A 25,231-nucleotide genomic window follows, 5' to 3' on the forward strand; every position below is an offset into this window, starting at 1 on the left:
AGATAATTGTCATAAGTTGTGCCATTTAAATTCATGCACAATAATTGCACGAACGCTTCCCTCTAGGATCCAAGTAGCCCATTCTCCTGTCATTCCAGTAGCATCCTTTTTTTGTCATCCGAGCAGCCCCTTTTTTGTCATCCCAGTGCCCCGACACTGGGATCCAGAAAAGTTTGCTTGTAAGCAAGCAAACTAGCATAGAAAGTGGTTACAACATTTTCGATGAGATTATATGGAAAACTGGATCCCAGTGTCTGGGCACTGGGATGACAGCAGTCCTACGTCATACCGCGATTCATTCGCGGTATCTCTTAACATAGATCCCGCTAACAAGCAGCGGGATGACACCTCTCTTGGGCTCTTTTAGCTACAAACGTTAAGAAATTTACCAAACGAAAAAAAAGGCAAAAGAAGCTCTAGTCATTGTCTATTTTCAGTATTGGCGTTTTTTAAGTCTTAAACACTTCAATTTAGCTGCTTTTAAATGCAACTCACCTTAGTTTAAATGTTTAAGAAATTTACTAAGCAGAAAAAAAGGCAAAAGAAACCCCGTGTTAGCTAGTTGTCACTCTCTAATCCTGCAAATTGGCGTACTATACTGTCTTAAACGACTTATAAGCGCGTTTCAGCTTATATAGGTAAAAACCCAGAAATGTTGTGAAGACATAAGGTGCACATAGTGCAAAAAATTAAAAATAAGACGCCAACTACGTTGTTTTCTTGCTGTTTAATCTGCACAGATGAAGATAACTGAATACCTTCACTATCATAATAAGTGGGGCTGGCGGAGTTTGTCAAGGAAGTTTTTTCGTTTCTAACGGTTGTTGCCAAAAACTATACAAAAAGTCTAATGAGTTAACTTCCATATATCCTGAGTAGTTCTTGTGCATTAGCTTTGATTAGGATAGGGCATTTTCTGTCATTTAATAGGGAACGCAATATTTCAGTTGCACCTTTAATGTCGTTATTATGTATCTTTACTACAGCGATAGCTTCTTGGCTTGAATAAGGATACACTGCACTTGATTCTAAATTATCAATTTTATCTTTATTTATTTTTTCACCGTTGGAGTGAAGTAAGCTCATTACCTCTAAGTATTGTGCTAACTCACGCAAAACATTAGGAGCATCTTTATCATCTGCCAAATCATTATAAATAGATGCTGTGTTTGTTGGCATTGAATCTGAGATATGATTGAATGCGTGTTCAAAATTTGCTAAATACCCCCAATTTGAATCTATTTCTTCTAGCAGCGGCTTATTATCTTTTTTAAAGAATAATACTTCGTAAAACTTGTCACCCGCAGTTATAGATTGTTTTGTGTTATCAATGTTGCGCAATAAGTATAATGTGATGCCAACTAACATTGGTGCGAGTGCAAGCAGAAAGATGTATTTTTTCATGGTAATATTCCAAATAGTTATATATTTATACATTAATGCTTTTGATTTGCAAAAACATATTGACATAGTGATTATATCACATAATAATATTCTCAAAGTTGTTTGAATAGTTGGAGATTAAAATATTTCTAAAGTAGAAATAAAGACAGCAGTATTAAGCTAAATTATTTTTTGTCGGATTTATCCGATGTACCCTCAACCTTTTATAGGTTGAAGTCTAAATTTGAGAGTTTGATCCTGGCTCAGAATGAACGCTGGCGGCAGGCCTAACACATGCAAGTCGAACGGAGTTATATTGTAGCTTGCTATGGTATAACTTAGTGGCAGACGGGTGAGTAATATATAGGAATCTACCTAGTAGTACGGAATAATTGTTGGAAACTGCAACTAATACCGTATACGCCCTACGGGGGAAAAATTTATTGCTATTAGATGAGCCTATATTAGATTAGCTAGTTGGTGGGGTAATAGCCTACCAAGGCAATGATCTATAGCTGATCTGAGAGGATGATCAGCCACACTGGAACTGAGATACGGTCCAGACTCCTACGGGAGGCAGCAGTGGGGAATATTGGACAATGGGCGAAAGCCTGATCCAGCCATGCCGCATGAGTGAAGAAGGCCTTTGGGTTGTAAAGCTCTTTTAGTGAGGAAGATAATGACGGTACTCACAGAAGAAGTCCTGGCTAACTCCGTGCCAGCAGCCGCGGTAATACGGAGAGGGCTAGCGTTATTCGGAATTATTGGGCGTAAAGGGCGCGTAGGCTGGTTAGTAAGTTAAAAGTGAAATCCCGAGGCTTAACCTTGGAACTACTTTTAAAACTGCTAACCTAGAGATTGAAAGAGGATAGAGGAATTCCTAGTGTAGAGGTGAAATTCGTAAATATTAGGAGGAACACCAGTGGCGAAGGCGTCTATCTGGTTCAAATCTGACGCTGAGGCGCGAAGGCGTGGGGAGCAAACAGGATTAGATACCCTGGTAGTCCACGCTGTAAACGATGAATGTTAAATATGGGAAGTTTACTTTCTGTATTACAGCTAACGCGTTAAACATTCCGCCTGGGGACTACGGTCGCAAGATTAAAACTCAAAGGAATTGACGGGGACCCGCACAAGCGGTGGAGCATGTGGTTTAATTCGATGCAACGCGAAAAACCTTACCACTCCTTGACATGGAAATTATACCTATTCGAAGGGATAGGGTCGGTTCGGCCGGATTTTACACAGGTGTTGCATGGCTGTCGTCAGCTCGTGTCGTGAGATGTTGGGTTAAGTCCCGCAACGAGCGCAACCCTCATCCTTAGTTACCATCAGGTAATGCTGGGGACTTTAAGGAAACTGCCAGTGATAAACTGGAGGAAGGTGGGGATGATGTCAAGTCATCATGGCCCTTATGGAGTGGGCTACACACGTGCTACAATGGTGGCTACAATGGGCTGCAAAGTCGCGAGGCTAAGCTAATCCCTTAAAAGCCATCTCAGTTCGGATTGTACTCTGCAACTCGAGTACATGAAGTTGGAATCGCTAGTAATCGTGGATCAGCATGCCACGGTGAATACGTTCTCGGGTCTTGTACACACTGCCCGTCACGCCATGGGAATTGGTTTCACTCGAAGCTAACGACCTAACCGCAAGGAGGGAGTTATTTAAAGTGGGATCGGTGACTGGGGTGAAGTCGTAACAAGGTAGCAGTAGGGGAATCTGCAGCTGGATTACCTCCTTGGGCTTTGCGCATAACTTACCATTTTTAATGATGGTGTTGTTATGTGCTATACTGCTGTCTTTACTTCTACTTTATTTTAATTTCCCAATAACGGAATTTTATGAGTGATAGGCCTCTTTCTCCACATTTACAAATATATAAAGTACAAGTTACTAGTTTTTTCTCTATTATGCACAGATTGACTGGTATCTTGCTATTCCTTTTATTAATGATACTTTCTTGGTATTTCATATTATATGTTTACTTTCCTGAGTTACTTATAGTAAGGTACTTAAATGCATTATTATTCACTCCTGTTGCTAAATTAGCTTATGTCTTATGTTTTATAAGTTTTGTATATCATTTTCTTAATGGTATTCGTCATTTATTTTGGGATGTTGGGCTTAATTTAGAAATTACTGGCGTTTCAAGGAGTGCTATACTGCTGACAGTAACGCTACTTCTTTCTACTATGGCTTTTTTATTTATGTTTATATGAGTCAATCTGGAAATTCAGTACATCATTGGTGGGTCCAGCGTGTTTCTGCGGTAATTTTACTATTCCTGTTTCCTTGGTTTATCTATTCATTTTCTTGCGCATTTTATACTGATAGCTCTTTATCTTTTAGTGAAAAATTTATTAATCACCCTCTAGAGCTTTTATTTTTTGTTGTATTGTTGTTTTGCATTTTTTGGCACGCAGTTCTTGGAATGCAGGTAGTGTGTGAAGATTATATACACAGCGTATCTCTAAGGATTTTCACAATTACATGCATAAAGTACTTATCAAGCATTACTTATATAACCCTCGCTTTTACAATCTTTGTCTTCTACAGGCATATTTTCTTGTAGAATTGCCAATTCTGTGTTAATATATTATTAGTGTACTAGTTTTATCATTGAACTATAGCGATTTTGGTTTAGCAATATGTTAGAGACATTGAAAAAGTGGGGAATAGACCTTACGCTAAAGGTGAAGGATCTATTTAGTTCATCTGATTCTCAAGTTTATGTCAAAGACCTTAGAAAGGTAATGATATATGAGGATGGACGAAAGTGTCAATATCCAAAAAATTATGATCAGATTGTAGATTCTGGGAGAGTTGTAAAAAATAAAGACGGAAATCCAGAGTACCAGCTTATATATAATGAATACAAATTTGATCTAGCCTTGGTTAAGGAAATTGATAAAAAATCTTACTTTACTATTGACTTTTTAGTTAGTAAAGGTAGGCGTGAGGTTAATGATTATAGTAAATTTTATAAGCCATTTAAGTTTTCAAAAATAGATCTTGAAAAACACTTGCCGGTCTTTGAGGTTGATACTAAGTTACTTAGATTAACTAATTCTTCTTTTCTTGCTAAAAAAGGTTGCTTCATCAATGATGACACGGGAGAAGTTGATGAGAAAGATAGAGATGAAAAAGGAAGAAATGGAAAATTACTATACGCTAGTGATTACAAGAAGCTAAGCACCCATTTTTCAGAAATTAGAGATCAGGATGGTAATCTAGAGCTAGATAAAAGTCTTATATCTGTTCCTATCGTTTTTGCTACAAGCTTGGCTAAAGTTTGTACTAAATTGTTGACCTCTCTTCCTATAAAGTTAGGGGAGTATTTAATAAGCGAACAAAACCCAATTGCAAAGTCTTTTGGCTATCTTTTGTTCACCCCTGCAATGGCAGTAAAAAATTTAGTGAATATGGGAGCTACCATACTTAAGGCTCCAATTTTATTATTTGTAGCAGGTAAGAAGAAGTATGGTGATGCTTACTTCACTATGTGGAAACACCAATTGAAAGGATGTTGGGAAGAAGCAAAAAGTGACTTTAATGTTATTAAAGGTGGAGAAAGGCTAAAGCCAGGGCAAAAGGATCATAAGCCACTTAGTATAGTGGGCACATGGGATGAGCTTAATGCTAGAAGGCCAGGTATTGAAAAAGACTTAGAGAAGCCGTCAAATAAAAGTAGTGAAAGTATAGATAAATCTAGAGAACCAGATATTCGAAAAAGCTTAAAGAAGGAGAAGTTGCAAAACAAAAGTAATGAGAAAATAGCTGCGTCTAAAAAAGCAGATGTTGAAAAAGTGAGTGATACTCCTCATGTTAATGAAGTACTAAGCAGACGGAGTTCATTGCAAGACGAAAAATTTCAATTACCTCCTCGCTAACCGGCCACTACTTTAAATTAACATTTACTTTCTTTATTAACTATTCCACAACAAAAACTTGCATGCATTTTACTATTAGTATAAGGTATTAATTATTTAATTAATTTTCTTAACTATATGCGCCCTGTAATACTATGTGGTGGTAGTGGCAGCAGACTTTGGCCTTTATCGAAGCCAAAGCAATTTCAAAAAATATTTAGCCATAACACTATGTTTCAGAACACTTTATTGAGGCTAAAAAGTGGTTATATGCCACCCATAATTGCCACAAATATACAGTACGAGTCGTTAGTGAAGAAGGAGTTGCATGCGCTGCGAGAATATAAAGTGATTTTCGAACCAGTGAAAATTGGAACAGCAGCAGCGATATTAATTGCTGCGCTTCTCTGCAATGAAAACGAGATAATGTTAATTCTGCCTTCAGACCATTTTATAGGTGATTTGAATAATTTTTATGCTTCTGCTCACAAAGCATCTCAGCTAGCTTCTGAAACTAACTCTATAGTTACGTTTGGAGTTAAGCCTCATGAATTCAATTCTGAATACGGCTATATAAATGCAGTTTATGATCATAAGGAAAAGTATCATATAGTAAAGGATTTCATAGAGAAACCTGAGCATGTATTAAGTAATGATTATTATTGGAATTCTGGAATATTTGTGTTCAAAGCAAAACGCTATATAGATGAGATCAAAAAATCTGCCCCGACTATTTATAATTTATGTTTTGCAAGTGTGAAACATTTCACACCGCAAGAGAGATTTCTGTATTTAAAACAACGAGATTTTGCAGGAATTGAAGGCGTCTCTATTGATTACTTGGTAATGGAAAAAGCAAAAAACGTTGCAATGATAGAAGCTAATTTCGATTGGCTGGATGTTGGAACTTGGAATTCAGTTTTAGAATTGAGTGAGAAGTTTACGTCGTCATTCCGACATGTAACAAAAAAAAGAGAGCCAGTTTTGACGACAGAAAGTGATACAAGAAATTTACTAAGTAGAGTTTATAAACAGCCAAATAAGAGCCTAATTGCATTTGTTAATAAAGTTAGAAAAGCAAAAGTGATGAGAAAGGAAGTCAAGCCATGGGGATTTTGTAGTATAATTTTAATGAGCGAAAATTTTCTTATAAAATATCTTTTTATAAATCCATTAAGCTCCACTTCTAAGCAATTCCATCACTATAGAGATGAATACCATATAGTACTATCGGGAGTTGGGTATGTTAGTTTAGGCGACAAAGAATATGCTATAGTAAAAGACCATATGATAGAAATCCCAAGGGAAATTTCCCATAGGATTGAAAATAGAAGCACAAGCTCTCCACTTGAAATAGTTGAATTTCAGATAGGAGAGCATTTATCTGATAATGATATAGTGAGATTGGATGATGTATATGGAAGATTTTGAAATTCTAATGTTAAAGATACTCTATAAGTCTGCTAAATTTAAAGGAGTAAAAATATCTAGTTTTCAAATAAAGAAAAGTCTACAATTATACGAAGTTTCAAGAATATAATGTTTAACCTCAAAATATTTTGTAATGTCCATTGCCTTTGAAATTACTATGGCTGCTTGCTATTTGCGAGCGAAAAATGCCAGATTTTGCTCTATAATGACTTTGTTCTCTATTATCGGCATTGCCCTTGGAGTTGCAACACTAATAGTGGTGATGTCTGTGATGAACGGATTCAGAGCAAAGTTGCTTGACTCAATACTTGGCATTGATGGCCATATTAATGTTTATTTTGATAGGAACATAAATTCAGATTACTGCACAGTTTCGAAATCTATTGAGAAAATTCCTGGTATATTAAAAGCTACTCCTATGACCAATGATCAAGTTATTATTGTAGCAAATGGTAAAATTGCAGGTAGCGTAGTGCGAGGTGTGTCAACTAAAGATTTGCTTGATAGTACTACCATTACAAATAATGTAATTATAGGTGATGTAAAAAAATTTGATGAAGGGATAATAATAGGAGCACGATTGGCAGAAGCTTTGAACGTTGACTATGGCGACAAAATTACGTTTATATCATCTGAAGAATTTGATGCATTACTTGGTGAAATGCCGCGAATGAAAAAATATAAAGTTATAGCAATATTTGATATGGGTATGTTTGAGTATGATAATACCTTGATATATATGCCTCTAAAATCAGCACAAGCCTTTTTTAATTATGAAAATAGCATAAAAAATATAGAAGTACTTGTAGACGACGTTACTAGAGCTGATAAGCTGGCAGATGCTATAGAAAAAGAAATAGGAATGAAAGCTGAAAGTTGGCAATCACAGCAAAGCCATTATTTTAGTGCTTTAAAAACTGAAAGAAATGTGATGTTTTTAATTCTTACTTTGATTATAGTTGTAGCAGCGTTTAATATTATCTCAAATTTAATGATGATAGTGCAAGAAAAGAAATCCGCGATTGCAATTATGCGTACATTTGGTGCAACAAGTGGAAGCATTATGCGCATATTTTGCGCTTGTGGTCTATTAATCGGTTTTACGGGAACTTGTCTTGGCTGTATTATAGGTGTCGTTTTTTCTCTCAATATCGAAAGTATTAGAGTGTTTTTAGAAAACATTACTAACGTCAAGCTGTTTGATCCTATGATATACTTTTTTTCAAGTTTACCGGTGATATTAGTCCCTCAAGATGTAGTAAGTATTTCTGCACTTACGTTACTCTTATCATTTTTAGCGACAATTGCTCCTGCATTGCAGGCATCTGCACAAGATCCTGCGGAGATACTACGTTATGAATGATACTCAGCAAAAGTACATAGGTTGGTTCTTAATTGTATTGTTATTTACCGGTTACATCACAATAAATAACATAATCTTTTTAAAAATAAGTCAGCAAGAAAGCGAAGACAATATAAATGTTTTAACGGAAAAAATAGATGAATTCAGAATGTCACTTGAAGTTAATCAATCCAGGGTAGAAAAAAAGATATTTGACTTAAAGAGAGGTCTGCACACTCAATGTGAGCAAGGTGATGGTAGCTCAAGGTATAAGAACCTCGCAAGATTGCTGCTACTTGTAGTTAAAATGAAGAATTCGTTATTGCGAGAAGCAAAATTTGATAATCATATAAATTCAATAAAGCCTTTGATATCAGAGCTTGATGATCCAGAGATAGAAAATGCAGTAAATGAATTGGAAAGTTTGAAAGAGGTAGATACTTTACGTGAGTTGAAGTTATCTTTTGAGAAGACCATTGCTGTTATTAACTACAATAAAAGTACATTGTCTAAAAAAATCATTTCAAACTGGATTAGAATACAAGATAAAAATGACCCATTAAGGGCAAAATTCGCAGAAATTGAGGAGTCAATAAACGATAATGATTGGCAAAATATAACTGTTACAGTAAGCAATTTAACGCATTCAGAATTCAAGCCATGGCTGAATAAATTGAATGGTTTTATTGTAGCTTCTAAGAATATTTCAACAATATATCATCACTTATTACAATATATCTCATGATTTATTTTATAATTTTCGCTCTTTCGTTTTTATTTGGCATATGGGTCAAGGTAAGTGGTGAAGTAATAAAATTGGAATTAGGCAATTACACTATAAGTATTGATCTATATTTCATTATTTTTACTTGTGTAGTTTTATTATTTTTATTAATTACACTTGTACGCTTTTTTTCCTCCATTTTATCAACATTTGCCAACATAAGAAATAGAAGAAGGGATAGGGAAGAATTGCTTCTCTTTGAAGCTTTCTTTAGCATAGACTTAAACAATATAGAGAATGCCCAAAAGGTAGTTAAAAGTCTAAATGAGAAGAGCGATAGGTTGTCTTTAATAAAGCTCTTTAACTCAGGTAAGACGGGAAATTACAGCTTTTTCAGTAACGGTTTAACAAATATTGCAAATAAAAATCGTAACTTAGCTCTACTTCTGGCCAATAAGCTGATTGTTCACCTCAAACAAGAAAAAGTAGTCTTTCAAAAATTTATAGAATATTGCTCTAGTTCAATTAATGATAAAATGCTATCTATTCCCTTTCAAATAGAGCATTGCATATTGAAAGAAGATTGGATTAATGCAATTTTGAAGTTGAGGGAAGCAGTTAAGTTCAATATTTTTCTTCCCTTTGACCATAAAGAAATGTTTGCAGTTTTTTATTGTGCTTTGGCAAAACAATATGAAAGTAAAGGGGATTTTAAAGGGGCTATAAAGTCTTTACTCAGAGCACAAAGTTATTATGCAACTTTTCGGCCCATTAATTATTTAAAGGCAGAATTATATATTAAACTTGGAAAAATCAGAAAAGCTTCTGCAGTGCTAGAGGCAGAATATGCAGTAAATCCTACTCCTCAGTCAGCTAAAATGTACATCAATTTAAATAGTAAAGGTGCTGAAAGACTATACAACTTACGCCCTGATTATTATTTTAGTTACTGTTTACTTGCTTTGTCCTCAATGAGTTCAGGTAAATATGATCTTGCAAGTCAATATTTAGACACTGCTATGAAAAAGGCTAATTACATGTCAATCTACTTTATTGTAATACAACTTAAGGTTAAATTGCAAGAACACGACAAGGTAATTTATTGGCTAAACAAGATGGGCTCAGAAGCTTTGCCTGATCCGGGCTGGAAGTGTAAAAATTGTAACAGAGAACTAAAGCAATGGGATCATAAATGTTCAAATTGCAATAGTTTTAATTGCGTTTATTATATATTATAAGGTTCCACAAAGTGTGATGATAATAATATATGGGAAATTACCATCAAAGACCTCTATTGAACAATTTTTGGAGTAGATCTCTTAATATAACCCTTATTTCAAAATAATAAACCTGCAAGTTTTTTAGTTAGACTTGGTTCTAATGTCAAAAAAACTTGCTTTTAGACACTAACAATTATATATTTTAATAAATCAGGGTTGTATACAAAATGAAGAGCTTAAAGGAATTATCCTTAAGAATTAAGAATATTAGGTCTGTACAGAAAACCACGAAAATAATGCAAATGGTTTCTGCAGCAAAGTTATTACAAAGCCAAAAGAAATTATCAAATTCAAAATTATATGTATCTAAGCTGCATAGCATTATTTCTTCATTAATGCTATCAGTTGATCAAGAATTACTGGCAAAAATTCTAAATGTCAGTAACGACGGTTCTTACCTAGTATTCATTGTTGCGTCTGATCGTGGCTTGTGCGGCAACTTTAACTCTTCTATTGTCAAATTTAGTCAAGAGCGTGTAAATAAGTCAATCGCAAATGGCAAAAAAGTAGATATTGTATTTCTTGGTAAAAAAGCTTTTGATGTAGGTAAAAATAGGTTTGACTCTAAAAGTATCTTAAAAATTGAAAATAGTAAGGGGATCACGTTAAAGCACGTAGAAGCTTTGGTTGATGGTATAGATTTAAGTAAATACGATAAAGTTAAAGTTTTTTATAGTAAATTCTATAATACCTTCACGCAAAAACCAATGTTGGAAACAATAAAACCATGGAGTGAAGACTCATCCTTGATTGACAACTCTCTGGCTGGTCCAACAACAGATTACGGCTATGAGTATGAACCACAAAATATTGAATTTATTTTAAAATCTTTGGTTCAAGATTACGTTGTAATTGCTCTTTACTCTGCTTTGCTTGAAAGTGCAACAAGTGAGAATAGTGCTAGGATGGTTGCTATGGAATCAGCAAACAGAAACACTAAAGAGATGCTGAACAAACTAGCATTGCTTTATAATCGTTCTCGTCAAGCAGCAATTACAACTGATTTAATTGAAGTTATAGGTGGTGCAGAGTCTTTATAAAAATCTAAGGAATAGAAAATGAATATATTAAATATTGCAGCAGATATCACTAAATTAATAAAAAAGCAGAATCAAGATGCGGAAGTTACAATATATGAAACTAATAAGACTTCAGTTTCTCAGCGTCTATCAAAAATTGAGCAAATATCACAATCTAAAAATTGCACTGTAGGAATCAGAGCTATAGCAGGTAAAAACAAAGCTGCGTATATTTCTACAAACGATTTGAATAATCTTAGTGATACGGTAAGCCAAGTGGTAGAAATGGCAAAGAATGCGCCAGAAGATCCTTGCATTAATTTTGCTGTAAATGGTAGTAATTATATCTCTTCTGCAGATTTAAGTATCTCAGATAATAATGTTGTAACCGTTGATAACCTAAAAGAAATTGCTGAAGCTGCAGAAAATTCAGCCCTTGCACATAAGAGTATCACTAATTCTGAAGGAGCCTCTTCTTCATACGCTTTAGTGAATACAGTATTATCGACTGTTTCTGGTTTTATTGGCTCGTTTAGTAAATCAACCTTTGCTAATCAGGTCTCTGTTGTTGCTGGAAGAGAAAGTGAAATGAAGGTTGGTTACGATTATGATATAGCATGTAATTTTAGTGATTTAAAGTTGCCAGAGTTAATGGGAAAAGAAGCAGCAAAAAGAGCAGTTGATCAATTGAATTCACGTACAATTAAAACTGGTAAATTTCCAGTTATTTTTGAAAAAAGAGCAGCAAAAGGGCTAGTAAAAAGTTTTGCTTCTGCTATAAATGGGAGCAGTATTATAAGCAACAGTTCTTTCTTGAGGGGTAGTTTAAACGCTCAGATTTTCAACGATAGAATTAATATTATTGATGATCCATTGTTGCCAAGAGGCATAGCATCGAGACCATTTGATGGAGAAGGGATAACTAGCAAGAAAAATATATTTGTAAAAAACGGAATATTACAAAATTGGATTTTAGACTTATACTCGGCTAGAAAATTAGACTCAGAAACAACCGGAAGTGCAACTCGTGCAAGTAATGCTGCAGTTATTCCTGCAGCTAGTAACCTCTACATTGAGAATGGTAATGTATCGTTTGAAGAATTAATTCAGGAAGTGAAAGAGGGAATATATGTAACTGATTTATTTGGTTTTGGTGTTAATTTAATCAATGGCGGTTACAGCCAAGGCGCTTCCGGATTTTTTATAGAAAATGGAAAAATAACGTATCCAATACATGAGATTACCATTGCTAGCAATTTAAAGGATATGTTTAGCAATTTAGTCGTTGCAGATGATCTAACTTTTTGTGGGCAATTTAATTCACCAACGATTAAAGTTAGCGAAATGAAGGTTGCAGGTTCGCTTAACGATTAAAAAATTTATTTGCATTAAGTACAACAATTGTGTATTATTGTCATGTAATGTTAAGAATAGACTATGGAGTATAAAGGTTTAGTTTCAATAGCTAAGCTTAAAGCATTCTCAATCGTAATTTCAAAGTTTTTCATCACATTAGTAATGTTAATTAATAATTTAGGAGTTGTTTAAATGGAATTTGGTAATGTAAAATGGTTTAATGCCGAAAAAGGCTATGGTTTCATCAAGCCAGAAGGTAAAGGGGGTGACGTTTTTGTACATATTAGCACGTTGGAACGTTCAGGAATAAGGCCTGAGACACTTAAAGGAGAGAATAAAGAGAAGGGGATAAAAGGAGAAAGGGTGAGTTATGAGGTTAAAGAGGAGCGCGGTAGAAACGGAGAAGATAAAAAATCTGCAATAAATTTAAGATTGGAAGATTAATCTATTATGAAGTCTTTTAATAGGGTTAACGTATTGTGAATAATTTTTATGAGATGGGTCTCCCAGCTTCGCTTACACAAGCTCTAGATAAAAATAATCTTTTCGTTCCAACTCCGATTCAAATACAAGCGATTCCCTTAGCGCTACAAGGTAAAGATATTCTTGGGTCTGCTCAAACGGGAACTGGAAAAACTTTGGCATTTGCTATTCCGTTGGTTGCTAAGTTGCTGAATGAGCCTAACACTGGTTCAGCTTTAGTCATCGTGCCAACCAGGGAGCTTGCGCATCAGGTAACAAATGAGATAAGAAAACTCTTATTTCAAAATTCTGCACTAAGGGTCGCTTTATTGATTGGTGGCGAGCCTATTTTTAGGCAGCTAAATCAGCTTCAGAAAAAACCACAAATTGTAATAGGTACTCCTGGTCGTATTATAGACCATATTGAGCGTAAAACTTTGATTACTCGCAATGTTAGCGTTCTTGTGCTTGATGAAACGGATCGTATGTTTGATATGGGCTTTGGAATTCAAATTGAAGGGATCATGAAATATCTGCCAAAAATACGGCAGACTCTTATGTTTTCTGCAACTCTTCCTAGTGATATAGTTAAACTTACTGAGAAGTACCTTAATCGACCAGAACGTATTTCTGTTGATTGTGAGACTACAACTTCTGTAAAAATTAAGCAAGAGATTGTTTATGCATCAGAATCAGAAAAATATGAAAAGCTTGTTACACAACTATGTCAGCGCGAAGGATCAATCATTATCTTTGTCAAAACAAAGCAAGGAGCGGATCAGCTAGCTAGCAGATTGCACAAAGATGACTATAGCGCTTTAGCAATTCATGGTGATTTAAGGCAGCACAAGCGCGAAAGGGTCATTAATTCTTTTCGTCGTGGCCGCAATCAAATCATGGTTGCAACAGATGTTGCTTCTCGCGGCCTTGATATTCCCCACATTCAACATGTTATCAATTATGATGCACCACAATCGCAAGCTGACTATATTCATCGTATAGGCAGAACTGCACGTGCTGGAGCTGAAGGGCATGCGCTATCTTTTGTTACACCTCAAGATAAGAGAAGACTGCCTGCATTGGCAGACAAAGAAGGAGAGCCAAATTTTGATTGTAGTGTGCAATTTAAAAAACGTAATAGCAAAAAGGTCTTTAAAAGGCCAAGTACGTTAAAGACTAAATACGGTAGAAAAAAGATCAATGCATTTAAGAAGAAAAGCAGAGTACTAGAAAAAGCGTATTAAATAGGATTTACCTACAACTTGATAAGCGTAAAACTCGTCATTCCGCTACTCATTAGTGGAATCTATGTTGAGATATCGTGGTGCTATGACGTAGATCCAGAGTGGGGATTCAAATTGGCTACAGCGAACTGCTGGATTTCAATTTTTTTAATAATTGTGTGCTATTCATTATATATGAGTTCCCACTTTTAAAGAGAATAGGAGATGATTTCCAAAAACTTAGAGGCAAGTTTGAATAGAGCGCTACTCATTGCTTCTAATTTTAATCTAAAATATGCGAAAGTAGAACATTTATTGCTGGCGTTAACTAAAGACGTGGATGTAAATTACGTTTTATCAAGATGTAATATCAGAGCCGATGAAATCATCAATATGGATAACATTCTATCAAGATGCAATATTAAGGCTAATGATTATAATAATAATATAAAAGGGTTTTTACAAAGCAGTTCTGAATTGATTATCAGTGGAGTTAAACCTAGCTCAATGTTTCAATGCATAATACACAGAGCAATAATACGGGCTCATAGCTTGGGGAAAAAAGAAATAAATGGAGCAAGTGTTCTAGTAGAAATTTTGTCTGGGCAAGATTTATACGTTGAAGATCTATTGCAGAAACAAAGTGTGAAAGATTCCAATTTGATTTACCATATATCTAATATGAAATACTTGAGCGATATAGATGAATACACCACCAATCATAAAGTAAAACTTGATAAAAATAATGACGCTCCTACTACAGTAAATAAAGGTGAGCTACTAAAAGATGAGGAAATTCTACAAAGTTATTGTAAAAATTTAAATGACTATGCAAGAAGCGAAAAAATAGATTATGTTATTGGTCGTGATTATGAATTAAATCGCACTATAGAAATATTATTGAGGCGTAGAAAAAACAACCCTTTATATGTTGGAGACCCAGGTGTTGGCAAAACAACAATAGTTGAGGGTTTGGTACTCAAGATCATTGAAGGCAGTGTTCCGAGTGCGCTCAGGTCCAGTATAATTTATGCTTTGGATTTAGGATCACTCCTTGCAGGGACACGCTACAGAGGTGATTTTGAAGAGAGAATAAAATCTATAATAAAAGCGATTGAGGTAAAACCAGGTGCTATCCTTTTTATTGACGAAATACACACTATCATTGGAGCAGGTTCTACAAGTGGTAGCTTTCTTGATGCAGGTAACCTACTCAAACCTGCGCTTGCAAGAGGTACACTACGTTGTATAGGTGCAACTACATATAGAGAATACAGCACTAGTTTTGAAAAAGATAAAGCACTAGCAAGAAGGTTTCAAAAAATTAATGTTAAAGAATCTTCTGTTAATGAAACGATAAAGATACTAGATGGCATAAAGCACTACTATGAAGGGTATCATGGAGTATATTATACAAAGAATGCCATTAGGTCTGCGGCTGAACTTTCGCATAAGTATATTACTGGGCGAATATTACCTGATAAAGCGGTTGATGTTATTGATGAGGCAGGGGCATATTGTAAATTGCTAAGAAACAGGGGTAAAATTGTAAATAGTAGAGATATTAAGAATACCATTACTAGAATTACAAATGTGCCTTGCGGATCTGAATCTGATGATTTGCAGAAAGTAAAGTCTTTAAAAGCTAATCTAGAAAAGGTGATTTTTGGCCAAGAGCAGGCAATAGAATCTCTTGTTAATTCTATTAAAATTGCTAAATCTGGGTTGAGAAATTACAATAAGCCTTTAGCAAATTATCTTTTTGCAGGGCCAACCGGTGTTGGTAAAACCGAGCTAGCAAAACAATTAGCAGAAAGCATGGGCATGAATCTTATACGCTTTGATATGTCCGAATATATTGAATCTCATACGATATCAAGGATGATTGGTTCTCCTCCTGGATATGTAGGTTATGATCAGGGTGGATTACTCACAGAGTCTGTATCTAACAATCAATATAGTGTTGTGCTGCTTGATGAAATTGAAAAGGCCCATAGCGATATCTATAATATATTGCTACAAATTATGGATTATGGTTGTGTTACAGACACTTACGGGCGTAAAGTTAACTTTTCCAATATAATTTTAATTATGACAACTAATGCAGGAGCAGTTGAACGCAGCAAAAGTTTTGTTGGCTTTGGGCATAAAAATTTTAACATTGGTGATAGCGAAAAAGCAATAGAACAGGTTTTTAGCCCTGAATTTCGTAATCGTCTTGATGCGATTATTTCTTTTTCTGACTTAAGTACGGATGTGATTTTGCATATTGTGGATAAATTTGTCCTAGAACTGAAAAAGCAACTGACGCAAAAAGGCATAAACTGCTTGGTAGAGGATGAAGTGAAATCTTATCTTGTACAAATGGGTTATAGTAAGGAAATGGGAGCACGTCCGATAGAGAGACTTATTGAAAAAGAGATAAAAAGTTACTTAGCGGAAGAAATACTGAATCGTAAATTAATAAAAGGAAAGAAATTAAGAATCTATATGAATAAAGTAGAAAATAAAATTGCTTTTAATATAGTTTAAAATCCTTGTATTGAACTTCATCTTTGTTACAATTTATAACTTAAATTTAATTTGAATTATAGTGATAAGTGATAAAGTAAAACAAGTCCTAAGCTACTACGAAAGTGAAAACCCCGGGGTAAAAGCAAATCTTACTCGTATTCTCATGCATGGAAAGCTTGGCGGTACTGGCAAGTTAGTGATTCTGCCAGTAGATCAAGGATTTGAGCACGGGCCAATAAAAAGCTTTGAAGTTAACCCTGATGCTTATGACCCACATTATCATTTTCAGCTTGCAGTTGATTCGGGAGTAAGTGCATATGCTGCTCCACTTGGTATGATTGAAGCTGGTGCTTCAACTTATGCTGGAATGCTCCCACTTATTTTGAAACTTAATAGTTCCAACTCCTTACATTCAAAAAATCTGACTTCTGATCAAGCAATAACCTCTTCTGTGAAAGATGCACTGCGTTTGGGCTGCTTGGCTGTTGGATTTACTATATATCCTGGTTCTGCTAAGTGTTTTGATATGATGGAAGAAGCCCGTGAAATCGTAGCTGAAGCCAAATCTTATGGGCTTGCAGTAGTGCTATGGTCTTATCCACGTGGTGAAGGAATTTCCAAAGAAGGTGAAACAGCAGTTGATGTTATTGCCTATGCTGCGCACATAGCAGCTTTACTTGGCGCTAATATAATCAAAGTAAAACTTCCAACTAAATATTTGGAAAGGGAGAAAATAGAAACAGAAAATATTGAATCATTATCTAAAAGAATTGAATATGTTAAAAGATCTTGTTTTGCAGGGAAAAGAATAGTAGTTTTTTCTGGTGGCGAATCGAAATCAGTGAATGACATATGCAATGAAGCGAAAGAAATTAAGCAGGGTGGTGGTAATGGTTCAATCATTGGACGTAACACTTTTCAACGCAAAAGGGAGGAAGCTTTATCTATGCTAAAAGATATAATGGATATCTACACATAAAAAATGGCTGGGTGGCAGAATGGCTTATGCGGAGGACTGCAAATCCTTTTATACCGGTTCAATTCCGGTCCCGGCCTCTTTCATTTTCTATATCTTGTAAAAGTTGCTCAATTCAACAGTAGCTTTAAGTGTGTAACCTATAGAGAAAGCTTATCCATTATTTATTCATAAGTAAAATCAATAGACTTCTTGCATAACCCAAACTAAGTAGAAAAAAGGTGTCATCCCAGTGCCCAGACACTGGGATCCAGAAAACTTAACTTTAAATAAGTGGCTGCATAATAAAGACTAGATTCCAGCGTCACGCGCTGGAATGACACCATTTTCAGTCTCTTAAATTGCTTTAGCTACAAACATTAAGAAATTTACCAAATAAAAAAAAAGGCAAAAGAAGCCCCGAGTAGCGAGTTTTGACTCTATATTACTGTAAGTGGCGCTGTAATAATGTGCTAACGCTTAAAATAAGCGCGATTTGGCTGAATGTAGAAAAAATAAAAAAGACATGCAGCCGCTATAATTTTATGTAATCCGCCAAAAAATACCCTAAGTTTTTTACTGAATTTTGTCATTGAGCCTGCAGGTCAAAAACAAGTTTTGAGTCATAAATACCCTTATTGTCATAATAAGGGGGCTGGCGAAGCTTGTCAAGTAAGTTTTTTGTTTCTATTTCCAATAAAAGTTCGTTATATGGTTATGCAAGAAGTCTAATTTCTTTTCAAGTTATGGTTATACTCTTATAGCGTTTCATGGTAAAAAATAAACTAAAAATAAGCAAAGTGTTTTACAAAATGATATTACGTAATTTATTGTTTTTACTGCCGACTGAAGTTGCTCACTCTTTGGCAATCATGGCATTAAAGAAAATACCTTATAAGAATCCTATAGAGCTACCAGAATCTTTGAGTGTGAATTTTTTTGGTAATAAGCTCAGAAGCCCCGTGGGCCTGGCTGCAGGTTTTGACAAGAATGCAGAAGTTATAAGGCCTATGCTTTCATTTGGTTTTGGGTTTATTGAAACTGGTACTGTAACTCATAATCCACAATATGGAAACAAAAAACCAAGAATTTTTCGGTTAATTAAAGATCAAGGGGTAATTAACAGATTGGGATTTAACAATAAAGGAATAGACTATTTTCTTAAACAAATAGATGAAACCAAGCTTGATGACTGCATTTTTGGCATAAATATAGGAAAAAATAGTGCATCGAAAGACCAAATTAGTGATTATGTTGATTTAATAAAGATGGTATATGGAAAAAGCAATTATATAGTGCTGAACATCTCATCCCCAAACACGCCTAATTTACGCAATCTGCACAATAAGCAAGAATTATCGGAATTGTTGAAATCCATAACTCTAACCCGGAAATCAATTGATAATTCCGCAATAATATTAAAAATCTCACCAGATATAGATCAGCAAACGAAAGAAAATATCGCTGAGCTTGCGTTGGAATATAAGATTGACGGATTAACAGTAAGCAACACTACGGTAAGTAGAGATAATCTGCATTCCCACCACAACGAAAGTGGCGGATTGAGTGGCAAACCACTGTTCAAACTTTCAACCGAGTTATTGGGCGATATGTACAAATTTACTAAGGGCAAAATATTATTGATAGGGTGCGGAGGAATCTCAAGTGGTGCTGATGCATATAAAAAAATAAAGGCAGGAGCCTCTTTGGTGCAGTTGTACACTGCTCTCATATATCACGGACCTCAAGTTGTAAACAAAATTAATCTAGAACTTGCAGAACTAATAAGGAGAGATGGATTTAGTAACATTAGTGAGGTGGTGGGTTGTATACATTAATTTTGGAAGTTGGTGGTATTATTTTAATAAAATAAGACTAATTCTCTGGTATAAAGGTGGTAGAAAGTGCTTTTCTTTTAAATAATGGGTATGAAGAGTTTGAATGATGCAATATCTAAGATCATTGATTATAAATTTACAAATTATGCAATATTAGAAGAGGCACTAACTCACCCAAGCGTAAATAAAAGGAATAGCAAAAACCAGATTGTAAGCTACGAAAGACTAGAGTTTTTGGGCGATAGTGTTTTGAATATGGTCGTATCTGCCATACTGTTTAAACTATTTCCTGAGGAAAAAGAAGGAGCATTGGCAAAAAGAAAGACGGATTTAGTTTGTGGCAACACCATTGCTAATGTTGCTAAAGAAATAAAATTAGGCAGCTTTATCATCATGAATAATAGTGAACGCTGCAATGGAGGGAGATGTAATCTAAAAAATTTAGAAAACTCGCTTGAAGCACTAATAGGTGCAATTTATATTGATGGCGGACTTGAAAATGTTGAAAAATTTATTACCCAATATTGGGAAAAGCTAGCTAAAAGCATGCTTGACCCCCCTCAAGATCCTAAAACCTCACTGCAAGAGTGGACTCAGAAAAACAAATTGCCTTTACCAGAGTATGAGCTTGTAAAACAAACTGGACCAGCACACAATCCTGAATTTACTATATCAGTTTGCATAGAAGATTATGGTAAAGTTTCTGCATGTGCTTCTAGTAAAAAGATTGCTGAACAAAAAGCTGCTGAGTTGATGCTAGAAAAAATTGGAAAAGACGCTTCAGTTTAGGCAAAATAGGCATTAATAGACTTCTTTCAAAATTCATATAAGGAGCTCAAAATTGTGGATAGCAGCAATCAAATTAAATCTTAAACCAAAACGTTTTCGTCGGTTTCTATGTCTATCGGAAATGATTTTAAACCTTTTCAATTACGTTTTCAACTATTGCCCTTTGGATCATAAGTGTTCTGTTCTCTTTTTTTTGTTCTTTGCTTAACGGATTCTTTTTCGTTTTCCTGTGCGGTAATACAACATTTTTGTGTATCTTCTGCATTTCCCTGTAGCCGGCATCAGCTAAGATTTTAGTTTGTGGCAATGCTGCTACCTTTGATTTTCTAAACATCCGAAAATCATGTTTTCTACCATTCGCTCAAATGTTGCTTTTTTTACCCCTGTTAAACGTCAAAACTTTTCTCCTTCTAACTTTTCTATTTCCTTATATTTCATGCTTTCAAATACTTGATCTTACACTCCCTCTAACAATTTTGAAAGAAGTCTAGTGAATGGTCACGTTAAAACATGTTTTTAAATTTTTGCCAAAATCCTGGTTTATTATCATTAACCTTTGTAAATATTATATTTAAACTGTATTTCGGATCATTTGGCACGTCGTATTTTATGCTAAATGTTGAAACTTTATCGTTATTGTAAATATGTACATTATCATATGATAGCTTTGTTGTGTAACACTTTACATGCTTTTGCTTATCATACACTAAATCACCTGACTCCCTTTCTAGTTCCACAAATTTCGTTTTTTTCTGACATTCCTTCATTTTTATTAAATCCTTATCTAGTGATATTGAAACTGGCAACGTATTTCCAGCATATTCTTTAGCTAAAAGTTCACTTTGAGGATACATTTTTATTTCCCTGCCAAAATGTGAGTCTATGAAATTATTACTCCAAAATTTATCGCCAGAATGCACGTACTCATCAGTAGCATACGGCACCCCACCATAACTGCATTGAACTTTGTAATCTCCAACACCGTTGTTTTGAAAAAAATCATGAATGGCAGTGTAGCTACCGGCAGCATCATTTATGTAATCCATTACTTTATTCCTTAAACTTTTAGTTCATTATATCATAATCATTATGCCAATCAATCAAAAAAGCTCTCTCTTGCTGTTTTTAGAACTGATTTTAAGCAAGCGCTCTCGATTAGTTGGGAGCGTATTTATAAGATTGTGACATTCGTGCCTCCCAGTTTTTCACATACTGCTGAATCAATTCAGGATAATCTGTAATAATTAATAAATTTTCAGCATTTCCTTTTTTAGCTGTCTTACTAAGGTTAAATGACCCTGTGATGACTTTTTGATTGTCAACAATCATTATCTTATTATGAGCAATCTTTGGCTTATCATCGATCCAAATTGGTACTCCACCTGAAAATAATTCATTTATAACACTATATTTTGAGTAGAGTTGCGATTTATCTAAGATGACTTTAACATCAACACCGCGTTCTTTAGCATTAATCAAAGATTTTGCAACTGTTCCAAGAGTAAATGTATATTCTTGAACTAAGATAGATTTCTTAGACTGATCTATTACGCTGATTATCGGTACAGCACAATCTTCTCCAGGTGAAAAGCAAACCGTAGCTTTTGGGCAGGGCGAAAATATAAAACCCGCATAGTAATACAGAGAAAAACACATTAACAAGAATAAAAAGTGAAAAAGCCTCACAACAACCCACCCCCGGATATACGGCGATAGGCTACATCATAATTTAATCACCTGTCAATCCATATTCTTCCCACTTCTCCGTGACTTTTCTTACTATTTCCTCACTCATTTTAATTTTCTCTCCCCATTCTCGTTTGGTTTCAGGCGGGATTTTATTTGTTGCATCAAATCCCATCTTACCTCCCAGGCCACTTTCAGGGGAAGCAAAGTCTAAATAATCAATAGGTGTATTTTCTATCATGATTGTATCACGCACAGGGTCCATTCTCGTTGATATTGCCCACATCACTTCCTTCCAATCACGTACATTTATATCATCATCAACAACGATAATAAACTTCGTGTATAAAAATTGCTTTAGAAAGGAAAGTATGCCCATAACAATTCTTTTTGCCTGCCCTGGATAAGACTTTTTTATCGATATCACCGCTATTCTATATGAACAACCTTCTGGTGGTAGATAAAAATCCACTATCTCTGGAAATTGATTGATAAGAATGGGCACAAAGATTTCGTTGAGCGCTTCACCAAGAATTGATGGTTCATCAGGTGGCTTGCCAGTGAAAGTGCTGAGATAAATTGGATTTTTGCGCATAGTAATTGCAGTAATATTAAATTCTGGAAATTGCTCAACAGAATTATAGTAGCCGGTGTGATCTCCGTATGGCCCTTCATCTTGATATCTATCCAAACTTACATAGCCTTCCAGAACAATCTCTGCATGAGCTGGCACTTGAAGCGGAATAGTCTTACAATTTACAAGCTCAAGCGGTTTTTTGCGCAGCAACCCAGCAAATTGGTATTCTGACAATGTTTCTGGCACTGGAGTTACCGCAGCAATAATTGTTGCAGGATCACTACCGATCACAGCAGCAGCAGGAAATTTCATATTTTGTTCCTTCTCTTTCCATCGTTTGTGGTGACCTGCACCACCACGATGTGCAAGCCAGCGCATTAGAGTCGTTTTTTTATCTATAACCTGCATACGATATATTCCAAGATTGAAATTATCTTGCTTGTCTTCCGTTGGGCCTTTTGTCACCACAATTGGCCAGGTGATAAGTGGTGCAGGTTCATTTGGCCAGCATGTTTGAATAGGTAGCAAACTAAGATCCACCTCATCCCCAATTAGCACCACTTCTTGACATGGAGCCTTGCTCACAACTTTACTTCGCATCGACAATACAACTTTTAGTAAAGGAAACATTTTCACGGCATCTTTGAAGTTTTTTGGTGGCTCAGGTGATCGCAAAAATGCTAAAAGTTTACCAAGATCTCTTAGTTCACCAGGGTTTATGTTCAACCCCAATGCAATCCTCTTAATAGTACCAAATAAATTCACCAAAACAGGGATCAAGCTTTTACCATTCTCTTTAACAACATTCTCAAAAATTATAGCTGGCCCTTTGTTTGACAAAACCCTACGGTGAATTTCTGTCATTTCAAGAACTGTTGAAACTTCCTCCTTAATCCTAATCAGATCTTTTTTTTCTTCTAAGGCTTTAATGAAGTCGCGTAAGTTGGTGTACATATTAAAATTTAAAATAACTTAAAACAAGTCTTCTAGTGTAATCACATGATGTATCGTATCTTTTAGATATTGGTTCTCAGAAACTCCATTTGCAGCAATTAACACCCAGAATATTTGCTTCTTTGATTTCGTTTTTTCTCTATAAATTGCTTCTTTTCTTTTTAATTGTTCGACAAATTCCTTTGTTACTGTATAAGGTTTATCACTATATTTTATCTCACAGAGCATTACACATCCATCTTCTCGATCGAAAACTAGATCTATTTGAGCACCAGACTCTTTACTGTATTTTTCTGGTTGATATTGCCAATCTCCACATATAACTGCTATATGCTCTATATCTAATTTTTTTCTAATTACATTGGCATGTTTAAAACACACTGCTTCAAATGTTTGCCCTGTCCATGTTTGCCAAGCTGGTTTCTTTATTGCTAACTCCCAATAGTGAGCATCACTTATTATTGCCCTTTTTGTTACTTCCTTAAACGGCTCAATCCACGTTAGATAAAATAATACATATTCGTCCATTACCCTGTAATATACTCCTCTCTTTCCCTTGTTCAATGGTAAAAAACCACCAATAAATCCTGCTTCTTCTAAACTCCTTAATTTAGCAGTTAAGCGACCACCCTCAGTGATTTTAGTTGCTTTTATAAGTTCTTTTCTGCTTATCCCTTTTGGCTTTTTTGCAATCGCACGAATGATATTTAGATATGTCTCTGGCTCTTCATACAAGGAGTGAAACAACATATCAAATTCATCAAATAACAAACCACCCTTCTGAAAACAGATCATATTAATGTTTTGTGCTGCTGATAATCCTTTACTTACTTCCTTAAGGTAATGTGGTATTCCTCCAATAGCCATATAGATCTGTAATATCTGCTGGTGATTAAGGTTGATTCCTAAATATCTTAGATACTCTTTAGTTTCACGTAAGTTAAAAGGCTGCAAAGGTATCCTTGCGGTAATGCGGTTATGCAACCCCCCTTTGGTATAAATTATATTTTCCAACATCCAAGAAGCTGCTGAACCACATACAACCAAGATAAGCTTCTTTCGGTTTGTCCAATGTATATTCCAAAAATATTCTAACGTTTCTAGAAAACGAGACTTTCTTGTAGCTAACCATGGAAGTTCATCAAAAAATAAGACAATGTGTTCATTCTCATGTGTGTTATCAATAGCAAGTGTTAATTGTTGTAATGCATCCAGCCACACTTCAGGCAAAGCCATTTTTGCACCTTTATAAAAAGTATTTGATAACGACTGTGTAAAAATTGCAAGTTGTTCCTGCATAGTACCATTATTAAGACCTGTTTGTTCAAATAAAACATCGGCATGTTTACTGAAAAATTGTTTTATTAGGTACGTCTTACCCACACGACGCCGACCATACACTTCAATAACCTCAGCAAATGGGGAAAAGAGAAGCTTACTTTCTAGAATGGCTATTTCCTTTTCTCTACCAATTATTGGTTCGCTCATATAATTTACCGCCGCATTTGTTAGCATTATACACGGCGGTTATAAGATGATCAACTTTTTTTACCGCCATGGTTACAGTTGTTATACGCGGCGGTAAAAGATAGAGCATCTCATAATTGGCTATTCTGGCGATGGTTTGGTCATTTGCATCACCAAGTCTTCTGATGAGCTTTTCAGTAATGTGCTTGAGTTCCATTGTACGTAAAGTTTGCATTTGAGGCAAAACTGGTTATAAAATACACTTGATATAAATGTTTTCATATATTAATATTAGATGCTTCTTTTAATATACAGATAAATGTGTACTAAAGTTTTATGTTGTAGGTTTTTAAATAAAT

22 protein-coding genes, 1 tRNA gene, 1 rRNA gene and 1 pseudogene are annotated in these 25,231 nt (G+C 35.1%); 18 read left to right on the forward strand and 7 right to left on the reverse strand.

Going from position 1 to position 25,231, the window contains the following annotated elements:
* Nucleotides 1-134: 134 nt before the first annotated feature.
* The gene (locus tag ABWU50_RS05145) at nt 135-320 is read left to right on the forward strand and encodes a hypothetical protein (protein WP_264732356.1); all 186 of its coding nucleotides are present in this window, start codon (nt 135-137) and stop codon (nt 318-320) included.
* Between the two features lie 535 nt (nt 321-855).
* Here ABWU50_RS05145 and ABWU50_RS05150 read toward each other — a convergent pair.
* Entirely contained in the window at nt 856-1,470 is a 615-nt protein-coding gene (locus ABWU50_RS05150) for a hypothetical protein (RefSeq protein WP_253309859.1), read from the reverse strand.
* A 153-nt stretch (nt 1,471-1,623) separates the two neighbouring features.
* Between ABWU50_RS05150 and ABWU50_RS05155 the strand changes: the two genes are divergently transcribed.
* The 17 genes from ABWU50_RS05155 (at nt 1,624) to rnc (ending at nt 20,188) form a co-directional block, all read left to right on the forward strand.
* Nucleotides 1,624-3,127 (forward strand): 16S ribosomal RNA (locus ABWU50_RS05155).
* A gap of 100 nt (nt 3,128-3,227) precedes the next feature.
* On the forward strand, nt 3,228-3,605 hold the full coding sequence (gene sdhC, locus ABWU50_RS05160) for a succinate dehydrogenase, cytochrome b556 subunit (protein ID WP_353275602.1): 378 nt from the start codon (nt 3,228-3,230) through the stop codon (nt 3,603-3,605).
* Complete coding sequence (gene sdhD, locus ABWU50_RS05165; RefSeq protein WP_353275603.1) at nt 3,602-3,958, forward strand: succinate dehydrogenase, hydrophobic membrane anchor protein; 357 nt, start codon at nt 3,602-3,604, stop codon at nt 3,956-3,958. The genes sdhC and sdhD overlap by 4 nt, the downstream gene beginning before the upstream one ends.
* Nucleotides 3,959-4,034: 76 nt before the next feature.
* Nucleotides 4,035-5,276: a hypothetical protein gene (locus ABWU50_RS05170; protein WP_353275605.1), complete on the forward strand. Its 1,242-nt coding sequence runs from the start codon at nt 4,035-4,037 to the stop codon at nt 5,274-5,276.
* Between the two features lie 117 nt (nt 5,277-5,393).
* Complete coding sequence (locus ABWU50_RS05175) at nt 5,394-6,686, forward strand: sugar phosphate nucleotidyltransferase (protein WP_353275606.1); 1,293 nt, start codon at nt 5,394-5,396, stop codon at nt 6,684-6,686.
* 133 nt (nt 6,687-6,819) lie between these two features.
* On the forward strand, nt 6,820-8,049 hold the full coding sequence (locus ABWU50_RS05180; RefSeq protein ID WP_353275607.1) for a lipoprotein-releasing ABC transporter permease subunit: 1,230 nt from the start codon (nt 6,820-6,822) through the stop codon (nt 8,047-8,049).
* The gene (locus ABWU50_RS05185; protein ID WP_341821325.1) at nt 8,042-8,773 is read left to right on the forward strand and encodes a hypothetical protein; all 732 of its coding nucleotides are present in this window, start codon (nt 8,042-8,044) and stop codon (nt 8,771-8,773) included. The genes ABWU50_RS05180 and ABWU50_RS05185 overlap by 8 nt, the downstream gene beginning before the upstream one ends.
* On the forward strand, nt 8,770-9,990 hold the full coding sequence (locus ABWU50_RS05190; protein WP_353275609.1) for a heme biosynthesis protein HemY: 1,221 nt from the start codon (nt 8,770-8,772) through the stop codon (nt 9,988-9,990). Before ABWU50_RS05185 ends, ABWU50_RS05190 begins: the two co-directional genes overlap by 4 nt.
* A 209-nt stretch (nt 9,991-10,199) precedes the next feature.
* Nucleotides 10,200-11,072, forward strand: coding sequence for an ATP synthase F1 subunit gamma (gene atpG, locus ABWU50_RS05195; protein ID WP_353275611.1), 873 nt, complete (start codon nt 10,200-10,202; stop codon nt 11,070-11,072).
* Nucleotides 11,073-11,090: 18 nt separating this feature from the next.
* Nucleotides 11,091-12,425 carry a TldD/PmbA family protein gene (locus ABWU50_RS05200; protein ID WP_353275613.1) on the forward strand — a complete coding sequence of 445 codons (1,335 nt, stop codon included), beginning with the start codon at nt 11,091-11,093 and terminating at the stop codon, nt 12,423-12,425.
* 174 nt (nt 12,426-12,599) lie between these two features.
* On the forward strand, nt 12,600-12,851 hold the full coding sequence (locus tag ABWU50_RS05205) for a cold-shock protein (protein ID WP_064124857.1): 252 nt from the start codon (nt 12,600-12,602) through the stop codon (nt 12,849-12,851).
* Nucleotides 12,852-12,886: 35 nt separating this feature from the next.
* On the forward strand, nt 12,887-14,113 hold the full coding sequence (locus ABWU50_RS05210) for a DEAD/DEAH box helicase (RefSeq protein WP_253309848.1): 1,227 nt from the start codon (nt 12,887-12,889) through the stop codon (nt 14,111-14,113).
* Nucleotides 14,114-14,317: 204 nt separating this feature from the next.
* Nucleotides 14,318-16,624 (forward strand): AAA family ATPase, encoded by a 2,307-nt coding sequence (locus ABWU50_RS05215; RefSeq protein ID WP_353275615.1) that lies wholly within the window; start codon nt 14,318-14,320, stop codon nt 16,622-16,624.
* 64 nt (nt 16,625-16,688) lie between these two features.
* Nucleotides 16,689-17,585, forward strand: coding sequence for a class I fructose-bisphosphate aldolase (locus tag ABWU50_RS05220; protein WP_264329045.1), 897 nt, complete (start codon nt 16,689-16,691; stop codon nt 17,583-17,585).
* A gap of 5 nt (nt 17,586-17,590) precedes the next feature.
* Nucleotides 17,591-17,662 (forward strand) — tRNA-Cys (locus ABWU50_RS05225).
* Between the two features lie 669 nt (nt 17,663-18,331).
* Complete coding sequence (locus ABWU50_RS05235) at nt 18,332-19,399, forward strand: quinone-dependent dihydroorotate dehydrogenase (protein WP_353275617.1); 1,068 nt, start codon at nt 18,332-18,334, stop codon at nt 19,397-19,399.
* 90 nt (nt 19,400-19,489) lie between these two features.
* A complete protein-coding gene (rnc, locus tag ABWU50_RS05240) occupies nt 19,490-20,188 on the forward strand; it encodes a ribonuclease III (RefSeq protein WP_253309845.1) in 699 nt (232 codons plus the stop codon).
* 33 nt (nt 20,189-20,221) lie between these two features.
* On the opposite strand, the pseudogene ABWU50_RS05245 reads toward rnc, so the two are convergent.
* The 6 genes and pseudogenes from ABWU50_RS05245 to ABWU50_RS05270 all read right to left on the reverse strand — a co-directional run.
* Nucleotides 20,222-20,549, reverse strand: a pseudogene (locus tag ABWU50_RS05245) (transposase family protein); the annotation flags it as partial.
* A 142-nt stretch (nt 20,550-20,691) separates the two neighbouring features.
* Nucleotides 20,692-21,234: a hypothetical protein gene (locus tag ABWU50_RS05250; protein WP_353275618.1), complete on the reverse strand. Its 543-nt coding sequence runs from the start codon at nt 21,232-21,234 to the stop codon at nt 20,692-20,694.
* A 109-nt stretch (nt 21,235-21,343) separates the two neighbouring features.
* The gene (locus tag ABWU50_RS05255) at nt 21,344-21,874 is read right to left on the reverse strand and encodes a phospholipase D family protein (RefSeq protein ID WP_253309843.1); all 531 of its coding nucleotides are present in this window, start codon (nt 21,872-21,874) and stop codon (nt 21,344-21,346) included.
* Nucleotides 21,875-21,917: 43 nt separating this feature from the next.
* A complete protein-coding gene (locus tag ABWU50_RS05260; RefSeq protein ID WP_353275620.1) occupies nt 21,918-23,405 on the reverse strand; it encodes a UbiD family decarboxylase in 1,488 nt (495 codons plus the stop codon).
* An 18-nt stretch (nt 23,406-23,423) separates the two neighbouring features.
* Nucleotides 23,424-24,893: an AAA family ATPase gene (locus tag ABWU50_RS05265; RefSeq protein WP_353275622.1), complete on the reverse strand. Its 1,470-nt coding sequence runs from the start codon at nt 24,891-24,893 to the stop codon at nt 23,424-23,426.
* On the reverse strand, nt 24,871-25,107 hold the full coding sequence (locus ABWU50_RS05270; RefSeq protein ID WP_353275624.1) for a hypothetical protein: 237 nt from the start codon (nt 25,105-25,107) through the stop codon (nt 24,871-24,873). Before ABWU50_RS05270 ends, ABWU50_RS05265 begins: the two co-directional genes overlap by 23 nt.
* Nucleotides 25,108-25,231: the final 124 nt, after the last annotated feature.

This window comes from Wolbachia endosymbiont (group A) of Pipizella viduata (assembly GCF_964028555.1).
Classification (GTDB): Bacteria; Pseudomonadota; Alphaproteobacteria; order Rickettsiales; family Anaplasmataceae; genus Wolbachia.

What these genes read in the sequence shown, in the direction of transcription:
- ABWU50_RS05150 (WP_253309859.1), bottom strand. Translation starts at nt 1,470, where the DNA reads ATGTCAATATGTTTTTGCAAATCAAAAGCATTAATGTATAAATATATA.
- sdhC (WP_353275602.1), top strand. Translation starts at nt 3,228, where the DNA reads ATGAGTGATAGGCCTCTTTCTCCACATTTACAAATATATAAAGTACAA.
- sdhD (WP_353275603.1), top strand. Translation starts at nt 3,602, where the DNA reads ATGAGTCAATCTGGAAATTCAGTACATCATTGGTGGGTCCAGCGTGTT.
- ABWU50_RS05170 (WP_353275605.1), top strand. Translation starts at nt 4,035, where the DNA reads ATGTTAGAGACATTGAAAAAGTGGGGAATAGACCTTACGCTAAAGGTG.
- ABWU50_RS05175 (WP_353275606.1), top strand. Translation starts at nt 5,394, where the DNA reads ATGCGCCCTGTAATACTATGTGGTGGTAGTGGCAGCAGACTTTGGCCT.
- ABWU50_RS05180 (WP_353275607.1), top strand. Translation starts at nt 6,820, where the DNA reads ATGTCCATTGCCTTTGAAATTACTATGGCTGCTTGCTATTTGCGAGCG.
- ABWU50_RS05185 (WP_341821325.1), top strand. Translation starts at nt 8,042, where the DNA reads ATGAATGATACTCAGCAAAAGTACATAGGTTGGTTCTTAATTGTATTG.
- ABWU50_RS05190 (WP_353275609.1), top strand. Translation starts at nt 8,770, where the DNA reads ATGATTTATTTTATAATTTTCGCTCTTTCGTTTTTATTTGGCATATGG.
- atpG (WP_353275611.1), top strand. Translation starts at nt 10,200, where the DNA reads ATGAAGAGCTTAAAGGAATTATCCTTAAGAATTAAGAATATTAGGTCT.
- ABWU50_RS05200 (WP_353275613.1), top strand. Translation starts at nt 11,091, where the DNA reads ATGAATATATTAAATATTGCAGCAGATATCACTAAATTAATAAAAAAG.
- ABWU50_RS05205 (WP_064124857.1), top strand. Translation starts at nt 12,600, where the DNA reads ATGGAATTTGGTAATGTAAAATGGTTTAATGCCGAAAAAGGCTATGGT.
- ABWU50_RS05215 (WP_353275615.1), top strand. Translation starts at nt 14,318, where the DNA reads ATGATTTCCAAAAACTTAGAGGCAAGTTTGAATAGAGCGCTACTCATT.
- ABWU50_RS05235 (WP_353275617.1), top strand. Translation starts at nt 18,332, where the DNA reads ATGGTAAAAAATAAACTAAAAATAAGCAAAGTGTTTTACAAAATGATA.
- rnc (WP_253309845.1), top strand. Translation starts at nt 19,490, where the DNA reads ATGAAGAGTTTGAATGATGCAATATCTAAGATCATTGATTATAAATTT.
- ABWU50_RS05250 (WP_353275618.1), bottom strand. Translation starts at nt 21,234, where the DNA reads ATGGATTACATAAATGATGCTGCCGGTAGCTACACTGCCATTCATGAT.
- ABWU50_RS05260 (WP_353275620.1), bottom strand. Translation starts at nt 23,405, where the DNA reads ATGTACACCAACTTACGCGACTTCATTAAAGCCTTAGAAGAAAAAAAA.
- ABWU50_RS05265 (WP_353275622.1), bottom strand. Translation starts at nt 24,893, where the DNA reads ATGAGCGAACCAATAATTGGTAGAGAAAAGGAAATAGCCATTCTAGAA.
- ABWU50_RS05270 (WP_353275624.1), bottom strand. Translation starts at nt 25,107, where the DNA reads ATGCAAACTTTACGTACAATGGAACTCAAGCACATTACTGAAAAGCTC.